Origin of the sequence: Amycolatopsis sp. Hca4 (genome assembly GCF_013364075.1) — a bacterium.
Classification (GTDB): Bacteria; Actinomycetota; Actinomycetes; order Mycobacteriales; family Pseudonocardiaceae; genus Amycolatopsis.
Genome location: NZ_CP054925.1, coordinates 3401501 through 3417639, shown reverse-complemented (window position 1 = coordinate 3417639; position 16139 = coordinate 3401501). Strand labels below are relative to the sequence as shown.

The following is a 16139-nucleotide window of genomic DNA, read 5'->3' as shown; positions in this document are numbered from 1 at the left end:
CTCCAGCTTCGCGCAAGCTCCATCACGCTGCGCACGAAGGCGCATACTGGATATGCGGCTTGTGCTGCGTTCAAGACTTCGAAATGCCACAAGAGCTCAGTTCCAAGGCATTTCTTCGGGGAGCTGTCAATAACGGATATGACAACGGCTCGTGCCTTGGGACGACCACCAAGCGCGTCAACTAACAACAGCATACCAGCGGTTACCAGGGAAGACGCTTCCAAAGCGAGGGACCGCCCGAACGCCGATCGTGACAAGGCTGCCGCACGTCGCTATTTGAGCAGGTCGACGAGATCTACGAAGAGGTCACCCACTAGTGGGTTCCCGTCCAACGCTCAGCATGGCGGCTTGTCATCCCCAGCAATCGGCTTACGCTGGCACGCCGGAAACGCACCTGCGAGCTTAGGAGGAGAGCGATGCCATGCGGCGTTCTACGATGCCAGCAGGCACCCGCTGAGATCATCAACCTTGGCTCGCCAGACGGCCCACTGGTTGAAGCAGTCGTCTGCTCAGAACATAAGGCGGCCATGGACGCGGGGGAGCCATGGCTCGTGACCAGCGGCGGACTAACTCCCAGCGACACCGGCGCGCCCGATATGATCCTCATGGGCGCCGATCTGGCTGCGCGTGGACTCTTGACGGTGACAAAACTGGGGATGATTGGCGACTCCTCGTATTCGCCGACCTTCGGAGGCCACCTACGGCGACTGGTAGTTGAAACGAAGGTGTTCGGCGGCAATCAGGAGGAGAAGCTCGAACTGCTCTTGACCTCGGAGAACGTGCAGCGTCTCCGCAAGCTTCTGGACTGGTGGACGCCGCCCAATACGCCGGAACCCGACGCCTAAGTCCGCGTCCTAAATGAGGTCGCCGGACCGCGAAGTACGTCAATCAGCAGCACGCTGCTACTCCCGCCCGGCGGCGGCCCGCATGGTTTCTGGGAGCAGTGGGGCGACGCAGCAACACGCGATTGCCTGCGTTTGGGTACCGCTCAATCAACAGAATCGAAGAGGTGCGGTTCTGATCTGCTGAGGTTACGATGTCGGCTGCTCAATCTCACGTTCCCAGTAGAAGTAATTCTCTGCTACGTGCTTGGCCGGGTTCGGTGACACGCAGGTCAGGGTTCGTCATTCGTGGTCGGGATGCGGCGGGGCTGGGTGGATCGGGGATCCAGTTCGGGTGCGGAGGCTGACCTGATCACAGGGCTGGCGGCTGTATTTCAATTCTGCTGTCCTGGTGCACGGCGTATCCTCGGTCGAGCCCATGCTGCCAGCCTGAGCACCAACAGGAGTGATCACCCATGAGCGTTCTTCTGGAGCCACCGAACGACGAGCAGTCGCAACTGCTGAACATCGTCTGGCCGCTCTTCGCTGAGCATCAGGAGTTTCCGATCTACCAGTATGTTGAGCATAGGATGCGCAAGCTGGGGCTGGATGCCGCCGAGGTGCTCTTATCCTTCCCCACCCTCAAACGGGAAGATTACACGGCGCACTATGCGGCCGTCTCGTTTGACCGCTATGGTGCGCTACGTCCGGATACGCGAGTGCGCCTCACTGTGGCTGGACTCTTCCATGTCAAAGATCACTTTGCGATGGAGATCATCGATGCGCTGCTCGTATACCTTCGCGCTCTATCCGAGGTTCGTGATCGTATTGACGAGTACCCCTTCGCTGTCACCGATCCTGAGGCGACTCTTTCAGAGGCTCTGAAGGCGGCTGGACGCAAAGATGAAATCCGGCCGTGGGCCGCGGAAATAGCCCTGCTCGAATGGCTGGGTATGCGCGTGAATCGTATGACAGATACCACCGATGTCGTGGGCGTGCTGAGCTTTCTCACCGACGCAAACTTCCGCGTCGTCGAGGACTACCTGACCGCCATCGCTGTCGCGGCCAGTCCCAAACCACAAGTGCTGGTGCCTGAGTACCATGATCCTCGGGCCCTCGCCAAGGCGATCACCAACTTCGATATTACTTGTGAGCTGGTGCTGAAGAAGCAGATGGTCAAAAAGCCGGCGATCGATCGCACGGCTCTCTTTGCTCAGGATGCTGCGACAGAAGCTGACCTGAAGGAGGGTCTCAGTGCTCTTGGTGAACTTCTTGGCGGTCTGGCCGTACCCGGCAACAAGCCCGCACATGCGGCTGGACGGCTCCTTGGTCATATAGTCCAAGCCCTGCCGACGATCGACCAATCCCAGGTGCAGCGCGCTATTGACTTGTTCGATGCAGTACGAGAACTGCGCAATTCAGCTCAGCACCCAAAACCTTCCGCCAAGCTGATCCAGGCGCATGAACACCTCGGGCTGCCTTTTCCGCTGCGTGACGCACGGCAGTCCTGGGACATTATTCGAGCTCAGATGGAACGTGCGTTTACCATCTTGCAGGAGGAGGTCTATGCCGCCCGGCTGTGAGTGTTATCGCCATGTATGGACCAGCCAGTCACCATGCGCAGGGCGTCACATAATGGTTGCCAAAGCGCGACCACGAACACCGTGTCGCCGCCCTGTGTCTGATAACTAAATCCGTCGTGGCCAGTCGCGTACTTCGCATAGACCACGCCGGGGCATTTGAAGGCAATAATCGGGATGTCATCCCGAATCATTCCAATGCCTCCGCTGCGCTAGAGAATCTTCACATGTCCGCGGTGGAGAGGTCACCTACTGGTAGGACTATCAGCCGGTCTCGTCGGTGGCATTACGAAGTGCGTTCACAGCAGCACGGTGAGCCTTAGCTGACTGCACACGGGCGGCGCGCAGGTCCTGCTCTGCTGCGATAACCGTGTCGAGGTTCCGCGCGAGTACCTCGGCATCTTTGATCCGGCCGGCCTCAAGGGCCAACTCAAGCTCGGTTTGCAGCGTCACGAGCAACTTGGCACCCTCGGGATCCGCGAGGGTCTCCGCCGTCTGTGCGGACAGCTCTTTTCCTGCTCGCATGGTGTCGCGTAGCTTCTTGACCTGGTCGGCGAGGTTGTCATCCATCTACCTAGAGTGATGTGAGAATCCTCTTGGATCAAGTCCTGCGTTAGATCATCAGCACATTGACCTTCATCGGTCAATCGAGGCTCGCGCCTGTCCTGGTCGGCGGCATCATGCTGCCAGCGCGCAGGCCGGGCCGGCGCGGATTAGGTTGAGGGACGCGGCTTCAGAGAGTGCTAGGGCTTGAGCAATACCTTGGACGACCACCAAGCGCGTCAACCAACAACACCGTACAGGCAGCCGCTAACGTCAATCAAGCTGACGTCCGGGTTGATAGGACGGGTGAGACGCCTTGTCCGCCGTCCAGTTTGGCTCCTCCGTTCGAGGATCGGTCATCGCGGACGCTGCGAACGTAGCGGAACTCTGGAGCAGTCGACAAATCTCCCGCGAAGAAAGTCGTTGAGCTTAACAATCATGCAAACGGTGAGAACTGTTCGCGTTGATCCGCAGATCTATGTCGGCGAGTCACTATTGAGGAATGACCTGACCGCGGCTATCAATGTATGACGCAATCGCCAAAACTCACTCTTCCATGCTGTCCATGCGGTGGACGACAGATCGCCACCTGTCGATACGTCGTGGGATCGTAAGTGAGACCAAAGAATATCCGCGGCTTCAATGATTTCCTGCGTGGATATCAGTCTAACTTCTTCAAGTGCGACCTGGCCGCCTTCGCTACTTATACTACGAATGGCTTTGCGGAACTTTTCATCATCTTGATCATCGCGCCGAGCGCGCCTTGCGTCGACGATCGCGCGATAACATCTAGCGGTCTCAGCAAGAAAAACAGCATTGACGTCACGTACTTGCTTCATTCTATTTTCACTGCGATCAGACTGGGTTTGTATGGCTATCTTCTCAAGGTCGTAGCGGTATTTTCTGGCATCCGACCGAGCGTCGGTGAAGGACTTCACAAGCACGGCCACGAGTGAGAAAATTGCAGTAACGCCCGCGCCGAGTAGGGTGAACCAAGCCGCCGAGCCGCCAGTGTTTGGCTGGCTTTCGTTTTGCTGTGTGATCCAATATGCGATTGTCAGCAAGGTTCACTTCCTTCTGGCCAATTGTCAAGGTCGGAGTTATCAATCAGGACTCCAGCCATCGGTACGAGGTGGTACTCTTCGCGCCAAGGGCCGACCTGGCGGACTCCGGTGCTGTCATGAACATCGACTTCAAGCGAGACAGGTTCGCCAGACTGCTCCGCTTGTAACTTTGAAGAGATCTGAGAGATGCCATCCCATGAACGCTGGTTCAAGGCCGAATAAGAAACCTCGGCCGGCGCGGCTAAGTGGTTGACTCGATCATGTAGACACCACCGAATGTTACCGTCGGGGAAGTGGACCGCCATGACGATAGTCGATCGTGAGTCGGCTTTACGTGGTTCCACCAGGTTGTCTCTACGCAACCGTCTTTGCGCGTCTCGCCATCGTGTGAACGTCTGACTCCAGGAAACCTCAGCGGGGCTAGACTGAAGCTCTTTCAGTCGCTTTGAGTACGCTCCCCTTTTCACTAAGCCGGGTACTCCCGCCAAGGCTAGCGCGGTACGCGCATACTTCTTCAACTGTTGGGGAGAGGCAAGGCGATCGCACAAAAACTCTGTAAGCCTGTTGACGGTGGAGTACGCGTTGGAAGCCTCTTCGATTGTCGGAGTGTAGCCGCCATGCACGATACGGTGCCGTAATTCTGCGACATTTGTATTCCAGTTGGCAATAATATTTTTCTGCTTAAAGCTCCAGTTTCCTCCCAGTCGTCGCGGGAACTCACGTTTTATCCGGCTGTCTAGTCCAGCTATCCAGTGCTTGGCCGACTCTTCCGGACTGCTGCCCTCCTCCCATTGCAGATAGAGGAGAAGATCGTCAAATAAAGCCTCAGCGGCAAGTGCTGCCATCAAAGCGCCTGCGCGAGTATCGCCATGTCGTCTCAATGCAGCGTCGGCCTCTCTATGGAGGTCAAGGTGTGCACTGAAAGCGCCTTTTAGGATCGCATGTTGTGCCCATGAGACATTTTTTATTTCATCGGGCGTCAGTTCACGCGGTCGGTTTACGTGCCAAGTATTTGCGTTTACGCCAAGTAGGCACTTTTTTGGAGTGATCGCCGAATTTCCAATGTCGCGAAGCCTCCTTAGCGTAACGGGCACGGTGAAGGGGACGCGCTCACGGGTGATCAATGTCACCGGTTCACGGGTGACGGCGTGGTAGCCTTTTTGGAGCGATTGAATATTGTTAACTGCCGTATTGAATGCAAGTATTAAACGATCGTACAGTATATCATTGAAATCCTCTTTTGTGAGACGGCAAAAGTTTAGGGGGGTTTGACGTGCAAGGTTCGTTGTGTGATCGGAGTTTTCGGACTGTTGTATCACTGGAGGTAAATCGCCGAGTTCTCCCAGTAAATACAAGGGGACGGCTGCTTCGACTACTGTTACTACGCTGCCGCCGGCAAAAGTGGGATCTTCGAGAAGATTCTCTTCGAGTTCGCGCAGCATGGTGACAGGGCGCATTCTCGTATCATTCGTCCAATTCTTCGATGAGTTGAACTGCCAGACCGATAGGGCGGCATCAAGTCCCATTCGCACCCATGGGAGCGCCTCGACCTGATGAATAACCAGTGAACTGTCCAGCGTTGCTTTATTTGACCAATTAGTTATCTCGTGGTGCTGCGATCTCGAAAGTACTATTGCCGGGTTGCCGGGTTGCTCAATCGATAGAAGTGTGATATCTTCGTCGGTCTTCTTTAGGGACTCGATTTGTTCGCGATCGAAGGTTAGGAAGTACTGATGTTGTGAGAGTTTCGGGAAACCCATGGCTTCGGGTAGGGGTATGTAGAACGTCGCAATCTGCTGATCGATATGCGTCACCAGCCATTTCCCCTGGTCGAAATCGTGCATACCTCACCTCGCTCACTTGGTTAAGTACAGTGTAGTACGTCTATGCACACGTCACTGCACTCTGATTCTAGCGAGAGGAGTTGGTGAATTTCCGTCGAATCCTGTCTTCCGTGGTTATTGACGGGGGCGGCTGCAAGTGTTCGCGTCGATTGGTCCGATAATAACGAGCACACATTGGCCTCAAATGCGTACCTCTATTGATAGGATGCATTGGCAAGATTTCTTTTCTCAAGCAACAAAGTTGCTCGCCTGCTGTAGATACAGCGGTTGGACCACGAGGTGCTGAACAACTGGTACCCGGGCAAGATCATCGACAACCCGGCCTACACCGAGAAGCGCGTCGACGTCCTCGCGCCGCGGGCGTACCAGGCGTTCCACGAGTGGCACCCGATCGACTCGCGCCGGGCCGTCGACGGCCGCGTCTACCGCAGCTTCACCTACGGCTCGCGCGTCGAGGTCTTCGTCCTCGACATGCGGACCTACCGCAACGCCAACACGGCCGACCGGACGAAGCCGGGCTACATCCTCGGTGACGCCCAGGCCCGCTGGCTGGCCGACGCGCTGGGCCGCAGCACGGCGACCTGGAAGATCGTCCAGGCCGACATGCCGCTCGGCCTGGTCGTCCCGGACGGCGCCGACATCGAAGCCGTCGCGAACAACCTGCCGGGCGCACCCGGCGGCCGCGAGACCGAGCTCGCGTGGGTGCTGCGGGAGATCCAGCGCCGCCGCGTCCGCAACGTCGTCTGGCTGACCGCGGACGTCCACTACACGGCCGCGCACCACTACTCACCCGACCGGGCGGCCTTCCAGGACTTCGACCCGTTCTGGGAGTTCGTGTCCGGCCCGCTGAACGCGGGCGCGTTCGGGCCGAACACCCTGGACCCGACGTTCGGCCCGCAGGCGGTGTTCGTGCACGCCCCGCCGGCGGCGAACACGGCCCCGATCGACGGCTTCCAGCACTTCGGCGAGCTGAACGTCGACGGCGCGAGCGGCGACCTGACCGTCGACCTCCGTGACGCCACCGGGGCGTCGCTGTGGTCGAAGACACTGCACCCGCAAGGCCGCTGAGCAGGGTCGGCTACGCTCACGCGCACCGAAACCACACGTACAAGGGACATCCGGGGCCTCGCCCCGAGCCGGGGGCTTCGCCACCCGGACCCCCGAAAAGATCATTGAGGAGAAGTACCGTCGTGACTGAACGCACGCTGGTCCTGGTCAAGCCCGATGGCGTCGCGCGCGGCCTCGTCGGCGAGGTCGTTTCGCGGATCGAGCGCAAGGGCCTCAAGCTCGCCGCCCTCGAGCTGCGGACCGTTCCGCAGGCGCTGGCCGAGGAGCACTACGCCGAGCACAAGGAGCGTTCGTTCTTCGGCGACCTGCTGGAGTTCATCACCTCGGGCCCGCTGGTCGCGCTCGCCGTCGAGGGCCCGCGGGCCATCGCCGCGTTCCGCCAGCTGGCCGGCGGCACCGACCCGGTCGAGAAGGCCACCCCGGGCACCATCCGCGGCGACTTCGCGCTGGAGACCCAGTACAACCTGGTCCACGGCTCGGACTCGCCGGAGTCGGCCGAGCGCGAGCTGAAGCTCTGGTTCCCCGACCTGTGATCGGCGCCGGGGCCGCGCCCTCCGCGCGGCCCCGGTTCTCCCGGGAGACCCCATGACGACCATGCCGTTCCCCGCCCGCGAGTACCTGCCCGTGCTGCGCGAGCTGACCGGTGCCTTCGCCGAGCGGCTGCGTACCGGCGACCCGGCGGCGAAGGTGCCGGACTGCGTGGGCTGGACGCTGGCCGCCCTCGGCACCCACCTCGGCAACGTGCACCGCTGGGCCGCCACCGTCGTCACCACGGGTGAAGCCCGCCCGCAGGACTTCGAGCGGCAACCGGACGCCGAGCTGGCCCCCTGGTACGCCGAGAGCGCCGGAATCCTGCTCGATGCGCTCGCCGAAGCCGTCCCGGAAGACCGGTGCTGGCACTTCGGCGGCACCGGGAAGACCAAGGCGTTCTGGTTCCGCCGCCAGGTTCACGAAACCGCCGTCCACCTCGCCGATTCGGGCAGCGGGCACGTGCTCGACCCGGCCGTCGCCGCGGACGGCGTCGACGAGGTCCTCGGCGCGATGCTGCCGCGCGTGACGCGCTGGCACGCCGTGCCGCAGCTGCCCGGGCCGGTCACCCTGCGCGCCACCGACACCGGTGACGTCTGGACCGTGCACCCCGGCGAGCCGCCCGCGCTCGGCCCGGCCGTTCCGGACGGCGCGACCGTCGAAGCGCCCGCGCGCGATCTCCTGCTGCGCCTGTGGAAGCGCACCGGGCCGGACCCGCGCATCACCGGCGAGGCCGCGGAAGCGCTGCTCGCCGCACCGCTGACCCCGTGAGGGTGTTCTAGACCATTCAGGCGGCGTTCACCGGGAAGCCTTCCGCCGGCCGTGCCGCTGCGCTGTGCTGGTGCGGATCGCTCTCACTCGATACTGGGGTACCTGGTGAAGAAGTCACGCATCGCGTTGCCGCTCGTTGCCCTGTTCGCGACGGCGTTCGCCGTTCCCGCCGATCGCCTGGATGCTCCGCTCGGCACGCCGCCGGTCGAGGCCGCGCCCGCGGCATCTTCGGCCCACGAAGGCCCGAGCGCCTTCGCCGCCGCCGACCCCGACGACGGCCTGGTCACCGGCAGCGCGACCACCGAGGTCGCGCCCGGGCTGAACCTGACCCAGTTCGACCGGTTCGACCCGGCAGGCTGGATCCGCGGCGACACCCTGGCCGTCGACCTGGGCAGCAAGGTGCTGAAGCCGACGTACCTGAGCCCCGGCACGGTCTCCGCGCGCACGCCGCTGTCGCAGCAGGTCACCCGGGCGGGCGCGGTGGCCGGCGTCAACGGCGACTTCTTCGACATCAACGCCACCGGCGCGCCGATCGGCGTCGGCATCGACCGCGGGCAGCTGCAGACCGCGCCCGCCGCCGGGCACAACCTCACCGCGTCGATCACCGAAGCAGGGAAGGCGCAGCTGGCTTCGGTCTTCCTCGAAGCGAGCGTGACGCTGCCCGGCGGGACCGTGCGGGCGACCAACTTCAACAGCCCGGTCCTCGGCACGGACGCGATCGGTGTCTACACGCCGTTGTGGGGCGCGTCGGGCCGTCAGACGTCGGTCGCCGGTGCGTCCCGGGTGCGCGAGGTCGAGCTGCGCGACGGCGTCGTCACCGCCACGCGCGAGCAGCCCGCGGCCGGCCCGATCGCGGCGGGCACGACACTGCTCCTGGCCCGCGAAGCCGGCGCGGACGCCCTCGCCGCGGTGAAGCCGGGTGACCCGGTGGCCGTCACCTACGCGCCGCGTTCGGACGCCGGGAAGATCGCGGTCGCCGTGGGCGGCAACGAAGTCCTGCTGCGCGACGGCGTCGTGCAGCCGGTCGACGACGTCGCCATGCACCCGCGGACCGCGGTCGGTTTCTCCGCCGACGGCCGGAAGCTGTGGCTGGCCACCGTGGACGGGCGGCAGGCCGACAGCCGCGGGATGACCGAGCTCGAACTCGCGCGGCACATGAAGAGCCTCGGTGCCGACGACGCGATCAACCTCGACGGCGGCGGGTCGTCGACCCTCCTGGCGCGCACCGAAGGCGAAGCCGCACCGAGTGTCCGGAACGCGCCGTCCGACGGCGGGGAACGCCTGGTGCCCAACGGGATCGGCTTCGCGACCGTGCCGGGCAGCGGCCGGCTCACCGGCTTCGCGCCGGCCCCGGCGGTGGTGGCCGACGGCGCGGACCGCGTGCTGACCGGCCTGACCCGGCACCTGGTCGCCGACGGCCACGACGAAACCGGCGCCGCGGTCGCCGCCGACCCGCGCTGGAGCACTTCGGTGCCCTGGCGGGCGACGGTGACCCGCGGCGTCGTCACCGGGCACGGCGCGGGCCGCGTCGACGTCGTCGCGAGGGCCGGTCGCGCCTCGGGGAAGACGACGCTTTCCGTGCTGGGCAGGGCGATCCGGCTCGGGACGAGCACCGAGCAGGTCGCGCTGTCGGCCGTGGGCGCGAAGAGCACGTTCAAGGTCTACGGCTACGACGCCGACGGCTACGGCACCTGGCTCGAGCCCGACGACGTCAAGCTCGACTACGACCACTCCGTGGTGAAGGTCGTGCCGGCGGGCGACGGCTACGAGGTGACGGCGCTGACCGCGTCCGGGGCTTCGGCGATCACCGCTTCGGCAGCCGGCCTGACCACCCACCTCGCCGCGTCGGTCGGCACGGTGGCGCAGGTGGCGTCGCCGCTGGACGGCCCGGCGGGCTGGACGGCGACGGTGTACCCGGCGGTCGTCGGCGCGGCGCTGTCGGCGGCACCCGGCCGCGACGGCGGCGCCGGGCTCGCGCTGGACTACCGGCTGACCGGCACGACCGCGACGCGCGCGGCCTACGTGACGCCGTCCACGCCGCTCGCCGTCCCCGCGGGCACGCAGAAGCTCGGGCTGTGGGTCGACGGCGACGGCAAGGGGGCTTGGCTGCGGGCGGAACTGCGGGACGCGGCCAACGTTGCGTCCATTGTGGACCTTTCGCTGAGCGTGGACTGGACGGGCTGGCGGTACGTCACGGCCGCGATCCCCGCCGGGCTGCCCGCGGGCCAGCGCCTGGCGCGCTTCTACGCCGTCGAGAACGTGCCGGACCAGCAGTACGAAGGCCGGCTGGTGTTCGACGACCTGACCTTCGAAGTCGCGCCGACGACCGCCGTGCCCGCCGACCCCGCCCCGCACGACCCGGCCCTGGTCACCGACGGCGTCCTGACCGGCGGCCTGCGGGTCGCGGTGGTCAGCGACGCGCAGTTCACCGCGGACGACCCGGCCGGGCCGCTGGTCGCCCAGGCCCGCCGGGCACTGCGTGAAGCCGTCGCCGCGAAACCGGACCTGGTGCTGCTCAACGGCGATTTCGTCGACCGCGGCACGGCGCCGGACTTCGTGCTGGCCAGGCAGGTGATCACCGAGGAACTGGGCGAGCTGGTGCCCTGGTACTACCTGCCGGGCAACCACGAGGCCGAAGGCGGCAACGGGCTCGCGAACTTCCAGGCCGCGTTCGGGGTCACCCACCGCGTCGCCGACGTGCACGGCATCCGGCTCGTGCTGCTGGACTCCTCCCGCGGCTCGCTGCGCGCGGGCGGGTTCGACCAGGTCCGGATGCTGCGCACCGCGCTGGACTCCGCGGCCGCGGACCGGTCGATCCGCGGGGTCGTCGTCGCCATGCACCACCCGGTGAGCGATCCGAGCCCGACCGGGAACTCCCAGCTCGGCGACCGGAAGGAAGCGAAGCTGCTGACGCAGTGGCTGACCGGGTTCGAGCAGGCGTCCGGCAAGCCCGCGGCTTCGGTGGCTTCGCACGCCGGCGTGTTCTCGCTGTCGCGGGTCGACGGCGTGCCGTACCTGGTCAACGGCAACTCGGGCAAGGCGCCCGCGGCCGCGCCCGGCGACGGCGGCTTCGTCGGCTGGACGCTGCTGCGCGTGGACCCGGCCGACCGGGACCAGCCGGTGCGGTTCGAAACGCGGCCGAACGTCGACGCGCTGACGCTGACCGGGCCGTCGTCGATGGCGCCGGGGGAGCGCGCTCCGGTGCGTGCTTCGGTGCGCCAGGGGACGCGGGACGTGCCGGTGGCCTACCCGGTGAGCGCGGACTGGACGGTCGGCCGGGGTGTCGTCGCGTTCGACCCCGATTCGGGTGTCCTGACGGCGTTGCGGCCGGGGGTGGCGCGGCTGTCCGTGCAGGTCAACGGGGTGTCGCGGACACTGGTGGTGACGGTACGCGGGTAATCCGCTCGGTTTTTGTCGGTGGGGGGTCCTATGGTGCGAAGCGTGGACGATACGGAGGACCGGGAACCGGCACTGGTGCAGGCCAAGGCACTGGTGAAGCGCTTCGGCGAGTTCGAGGCGGTGCGCGGGATCGACGTCGAGGTGCGGCGCGGGGAGGCGTTCGGCTTCCTCGGCCCGAACGGTGCGGGCAAGTCGTCGACGATGCGGATGATCGCGTGCGTGTCACCCCGCACCGACGGCGACCTCCGCGTGCTGGGGCTCGACCCGGAGATCGCCGGCCCGCGGATCCGCGCGCGGCTCGGCGTGGTGCCGCAGCAGGACAACCTGGACGTCGAGCTGACCGTCCGGGAGAACCTGCTGATCTACGGCCGCTACTTCGGCCTGTCGCGCGCGGCGGCCCGGCGGAAGGCCGCGGAGCTGCTGGAGTTCGCGCAGCTGAGCGACCGGGCCGACGACAAGGTGGACCCGCTCTCCGGCGGCATGAAGCGGCGGCTGACGATCGCCCGCTCGCTGGTCAACGACCCGGAGCTGCTGCTGCTCGACGAGCCGACGACGGGCCTCGACCCGCAGGCCCGCCACCTGCTGTGGGACAGGCTGTTCCGGCTCAAGGCCCAGGGCACGACGCTGATCGTCACCACGCACTACATGGACGAGGCCGAGCAGCTGTGCGACAGGCTGGTGGTGATGGACCACGGCCGCATCGCGGCGGAGGGCTCGCCGGCGGAGCTGATCCGGCGGTACTCGACGCGCGAGGTGGTCGAGCTGCGGTTCTCCCCCGGGGAGCAGGTCGCGGCGGCCCAGCAGGCCGAGGGCCTGGTCGAGCGCGTCGAGGTGCTCCCGGACCGGCTCCTGCTGTACAGCGACGACGGCGAGGACACGCTGGAGCGGGCCCACTCCCGTGGCGTGCGGCCGGTGTCGAGCCTGGTCCGCCGCAGCTCGCTGGAGGACGTGTTCCTCCGGCTCACCGGCCGGACGCTGGTGGACTGATGGCGACGATCTCGACCGGCCGGGTGGTCGGCAAGTGGACCGGCGCCTGGCTGCTGGTCGAGGGCCGCTGGACCTGGTACCGCAGGCACTGGGTGTCCACTTTGTACTCGACCGGGCTGCAGCCGGTGCTCTTCCTCGCCGCCATGGGGCTCGGGTTCGGCTCGCAGGTGCGGCCCGGCGCGGTCACCGGCGGCCTGTCCTACCTGCAGTACATCGCGCCCGCGCTGCTGGCCGCCGGGGCCGCGCAGCAGGCCGTCGGCGAGTCGAGCTACCCCGTGCTCTCCGGGTTCAAGTGGCAGAAGGAGTACCTCGCCGTCACCGCCACGCCCGTCTCGCCGGGCCAGGTCTTCGGCGGCCACCTGATCTGGTCGGCCCTGCGGCTGACGCTGGCGGGCGCGATCTACGCCCTCGTCGCGCTGTTCTTCGGCGCGTGGACCGGTCCGGGTGTGCTGCTGGTGATCCTGGCCGGCACCGTCACCGGCCTCGCCTGCACCACGCCGATGAGCGCGCTCGCCGCGCACACCTTCGACGAAGGCCAGCGCTTCGGGCTGATCTTCCGGTTCGTGGTGATGCCGATGACGTTGTTCTCCGGCACGTTCTTCCCGATCTCCCAGCTGCCGGGCGCGATCCGCTGGCTGGCCTGGCTCTCGCCGCTGTGGCACGGCTCGCAGCTGGCCCGCGGCGTGAGCATCGGCGGCGTCGGCGGCTGGGCGATGCTCGGTCACTTCGCCGTGCTGGCGGCCCTGTTCGCGGCCGGGTGGGTGCTCGCGCACCGGGCCTTCTACCGGAGGCTGGTGGTCTGACGTGACGACCGTCGAAACCCGCGCCGGGTTGTTCCTGCGCATCCTGCCGCCCGGGCTGTACGCGGGCCGCGCCCGCATGATCGTCGAACGCTCGGTGATGGTCTACCGCGGCAGCTGGCTGATCTTCCTGTCCGGCGCGGTCGAGCCGTTCCTCTACCTGCTGGCCTTCCAGCTGGGCTTCGGCAAGCTCGTCACCGAGGTCGCGGGCCCGGACGGGCAGCCGATGAGCTACGTCGCCTTCGTCGCGCCGGCCCTGCTGGCGACGTCGGCGATGAACGGCGCGGTGTTCGAATCCACGTACAACCTGTTCTTCAAGCTGCGCTACGCCAAGCTCTACGACGCGATGCTGGCCACCCCGATCGGCCCGCTCGACGTGGCTCTGGGCGAGATCGGCTGGGCGATCACCCGCGGCGGCATCTACGCGGTCGCGTTCCTCGCGATCGCGGCGGCGATGGGGCTGCTGGCCTCGTGGTGGGCGCTGCTGATGGTCCCGGCGGCGCTGCTGGTCGGCCTGGCGTTCTCGGCCATCGGCATGGCACTGGTGACGTTCCTGCGCTCGACGGCCCAGTTCGACTACATCCAGCTCGGCCTGACCCCGATGTTCCTCTTCGCGACGACGTTCTACCCGCTGTCGGTGTACCCGGAACCCCTGCAGTGGGTGGTCCGCTGCCTCCCGCTCTACCACGCGATCGAGCTGATGCGCGGCCTGGCCACCGGCCTGCTCTCGGGCGGCATGCTGATCAACCTGGCGTACCTGCTGGTCCTGGGCGCGCTGGGCCTGTGGGCATCAACCCGCCGGATCGCCAAGCTCCTCCTGACCTGATGCCCCGCCAATCACGCGAGATGCCCCGCCAGTCACGCGTGTGACGCGCCCGATCACGCGAGATCCGCCTCCGATCACGCGAGATCCGGCTGCAAGCACGCGAGATCCGGCTTCCCGCACCAGCCGCGGCTGGTCAGCGGGCCGGGTCGGGCCGTCCGGACGGCACCCCCGACGGCGGGACGTGCACCATGCCGTGCCCGTAGAACCCGTTGTACCCCTCGTACCCCGCGCAGTACGCGTCCTGCAACCCGTCCCCGGTCAGGTCGTAGTCGGCCGGGCACGGCATCGGCGTCGCCTGGGCCTCGAGCGTCCGCCGCAGCTGCCGCGGCCGGGCCTCCGGGGCCGCCGACGCCAGCAGCGCCAGCACCCCGGTGACGTGCGGCGCGGCCATCGACGTCCCGCACAGCGGTGCGTACCCGCCCGGCACCGTCGACAGCACGCATTCGCCCGTCTCGCCGCCCGGCGCGGTGACGTCGATCACGCCCAGCCCGTACGAGCTGTACCCCGCCTTCACCCCGTCCGCGCCGACGGCCGACACCGCGACGACGTCCCGCAGCCCGGCCGGCAGGGCTTCGCACCCGCTGCTCGCCCCCCGCGCCCCCGAGCGCGCCGACGGCGTCAGGTCCACCGCCTCGTTCGTCGCCGCCGCCACGTTCAACGTCCCCGCCGACGTGCTGTACTCGACCGCGCGAGCCAGCACCTCGTGCACCACTCCGCGGTCGTGGCCGCGGATGCACGACAGCGACCACGGGTTGACGAAGAAGCTGCTGTTGGTCACCCGCATGTGCCGGGCGGCCGCCCACATCAGCCCGCACACCGCGGCCTCGGGATCGGCGTAACCCCGGTCGTCGATCACCTTCACCGACGCCACTTGCACCCCGGGGGCCACACCCGCCACGCCGTGCCCGTCGCCGGCCGCCGCGATGATCCCGGCCACGTGCGTCCCGTGCACCGACGTCGTCGGGGCCCACGCCGAGGGCGACCGGTCGGGTGCACCCGTCAGGCAGCCGGCGGAGTCGTCGCGGTCCAGGGCGCCGGCCAGGTCCGGGTGGTCCGGGTCGATCCCGGAGTCCAGCACGCCGACCACGACGTCACGGCGGCCGGGCGAGGTGTCCGGGCCGGCCGGGGCCCCGATCATCCGCATGTCCCACTGCTGCCCGCTCAGGTCCGTGGCCGGCACCCGCGCGGGATCGGTGGCGGGCAGCGCGGCCCGCGCGGGCTGCGGCTTGACCTCGGCGGCGCGCTGCGCGGCCAGCCGCTCGGCCTGCGCGCTGAACGCCCGGTCCGGCCCGATCCGGGTACCGAAATCCGGGTCGCCGGAGGTGGCGACCGCGACGGCGATCTGCGGGTAGTAGACGGTGGTGGCGCCGCAGGCACCGCCGATTTCCGCACGGGCGGCGGCTTCGGTCGTGCCGCGGTCGAAGGTGACGACGTACCGCAGGGCCCGGCCGTGGGCGCAGCCGGGGTCGGCCGCCGCCGGGCCGGCGGTGACGCATCCCGAAAGCACCAGGACGGTGCACACGGCCGCCCGCAGGGGCCGCGCCAGCAGGGACACCGGACCTCCCACCGGATGCAGGAACCGCGGGTGCCGGCGCGCGAGAACCCGGGCACCCCGAGCCGCACCGTAGCCACCCGGTGCTCCGCGGACAAGCGCTGCGGCGAAGTTCCCCCGGCGGTGGGGCGAGTGAGAGCGCCACGGCACGCCCGGGTGCCTGCGGGAGGTACCGAGTACACCGGAGTGGTCACCCGGTGTGGGATACTCGGGGTGGCCGCTGGGCCGCGGGGCGCACGTGAGAGGTGCTGCCTGCGGCGTTGTGGCCCGGTGATGTGCGTGAACTCCCGCGGCGCGCGTCGCCGCCCGTGAACCGGGCGGCTGGACGACGTGGCGGGCGGTCGGGGGCCGCGAAT

General features: G+C 66.8%; 12 protein-coding genes and 1 pseudogene. 9 read left to right on the top strand and 4 right to left on the bottom strand.

What is annotated here, in order from left to right; translation table 11 throughout:
- The first annotated feature begins 527 nt into the window (after positions 1–527).
- Positions 528–845, top strand: coding sequence for a hypothetical protein (locus HUT10_RS15095; RefSeq protein ID WP_176171792.1), 318 nt, complete (start codon positions 528–530; stop codon positions 843–845).
- A 452-nt stretch (positions 846–1297) separates the two neighbouring features.
- Positions 1298–2404, top strand: coding sequence for a hypothetical protein (locus HUT10_RS15090; protein ID WP_176171791.1), 1107 nt, complete (start codon positions 1298–1300; stop codon positions 2402–2404).
- Between the two features lie 261 nt (positions 2405–2665).
- On the opposite strand, the gene HUT10_RS15085 is transcribed toward HUT10_RS15090, so the two are convergent.
- The 3 genes from HUT10_RS15085 to HUT10_RS15075 all read right to left on the bottom strand — a co-directional run bounded on the left by HUT10_RS15085 (position 2666) and on the right by HUT10_RS15075 (position 5852).
- A complete protein-coding gene (locus HUT10_RS15085) occupies positions 2666–2971 on the bottom strand; it encodes a hypothetical protein (RefSeq protein ID WP_176171790.1) in 306 nt (101 codons plus the stop codon).
- Between the two features lie 449 nt (positions 2972–3420).
- Positions 3421–4008, bottom strand: a complete 588-nt coding sequence (locus HUT10_RS15080) for a hypothetical protein (protein ID WP_176171789.1) — start codon at positions 4006–4008, stop codon at positions 3421–3423.
- Entirely contained in the window at positions 4002–5852 is a 1851-nt protein-coding gene (locus HUT10_RS15075) for a hypothetical protein (protein ID WP_176171788.1), read from the bottom strand. Before HUT10_RS15075 ends, HUT10_RS15080 begins: the two co-directional genes overlap by 7 nt.
- A 270-nt stretch (positions 5853–6122) precedes the next feature.
- Between HUT10_RS15075 and HUT10_RS15070 the strand changes: the two are divergent.
- From HUT10_RS15070 to HUT10_RS15040, 7 genes and pseudogenes are all read left to right on the top strand, one after another.
- Positions 6123–6920: pseudogene (locus tag HUT10_RS15070) on the top strand (alkaline phosphatase); the annotation flags it as partial.
- Positions 6921–7042: 122 nt separating this feature from the next.
- Entirely contained in the window at positions 7043–7453 is a 411-nt protein-coding gene (gene ndk, locus HUT10_RS15065; protein WP_176171787.1) for a nucleoside-diphosphate kinase, read from the top strand.
- 52 nt (positions 7454–7505) lie between these two features.
- The gene (locus HUT10_RS15060; RefSeq protein WP_176171786.1) at positions 7506–8219 is read left to right on the top strand and encodes a maleylpyruvate isomerase family mycothiol-dependent enzyme; all 714 of its coding nucleotides are present in this window, start codon (positions 7506–7508) and stop codon (positions 8217–8219) included.
- A gap of 126 nt (positions 8220–8345) precedes the next feature.
- Complete coding sequence (locus tag HUT10_RS15055) at positions 8346–11618, top strand: phosphodiester glycosidase family protein (protein WP_176177834.1); 3273 nt, start codon at positions 8346–8348, stop codon at positions 11616–11618.
- A 30-nt stretch (positions 11619–11648) separates the two neighbouring features.
- A complete protein-coding gene (locus HUT10_RS15050) occupies positions 11649–12605 on the top strand; it encodes an ABC transporter ATP-binding protein (protein WP_176171785.1) in 957 nt (318 codons plus the stop codon).
- Positions 12605–13408, top strand: a complete 804-nt coding sequence (locus tag HUT10_RS15045) for an ABC transporter permease (RefSeq protein WP_176171784.1) — start codon at positions 12605–12607, stop codon at positions 13406–13408. Before HUT10_RS15050 ends, HUT10_RS15045 begins: the two co-directional genes overlap by 1 nt.
- A 1-nt stretch (position 13409) precedes the next feature.
- Positions 13410–14231, top strand: coding sequence for an ABC transporter permease (locus HUT10_RS15040; RefSeq protein WP_176171783.1), 822 nt, complete (start codon positions 13410–13412; stop codon positions 14229–14231).
- Between the two features lie 133 nt (positions 14232–14364).
- Here HUT10_RS15040 and HUT10_RS15035 read toward each other — a convergent pair whose 3' ends face one another.
- Entirely contained in the window at positions 14365–15786 is a 1422-nt protein-coding gene (locus HUT10_RS15035) for a S8 family serine peptidase (RefSeq protein ID WP_176171782.1), read from the bottom strand.
- Positions 15787–16139: the final 353 nt, after the last annotated feature.

What these genes read in the sequence shown, in the direction of transcription:
- HUT10_RS15095 (WP_176171792.1), top strand. Translation starts at nt 528, where the DNA reads ATGGACGCGGGGGAGCCATGGCTCGTGACCAGCGGCGGACTAACTCCC.
- HUT10_RS15090 (WP_176171791.1), top strand. Translation starts at nt 1,298, where the DNA reads ATGAGCGTTCTTCTGGAGCCACCGAACGACGAGCAGTCGCAACTGCTG.
- HUT10_RS15085 (WP_176171790.1), bottom strand. Translation starts at nt 2,971, where the DNA reads ATGGATGACAACCTCGCCGACCAGGTCAAGAAGCTACGCGACACCATG.
- HUT10_RS15075 (WP_176171788.1), bottom strand. Translation starts at nt 5,852, where the DNA reads ATGCACGATTTCGACCAGGGGAAATGGCTGGTGACGCATATCGATCAG.
- HUT10_RS15060 (WP_176171786.1), top strand. Translation starts at nt 7,506, where the DNA reads ATGACGACCATGCCGTTCCCCGCCCGCGAGTACCTGCCCGTGCTGCGC.
- HUT10_RS15050 (WP_176171785.1), top strand. Translation starts at nt 11,649, where the DNA reads ATGGTGCGAAGCGTGGACGATACGGAGGACCGGGAACCGGCACTGGTG.
- HUT10_RS15045 (WP_176171784.1), top strand. Translation starts at nt 12,605, where the DNA reads ATGGCGACGATCTCGACCGGCCGGGTGGTCGGCAAGTGGACCGGCGCC.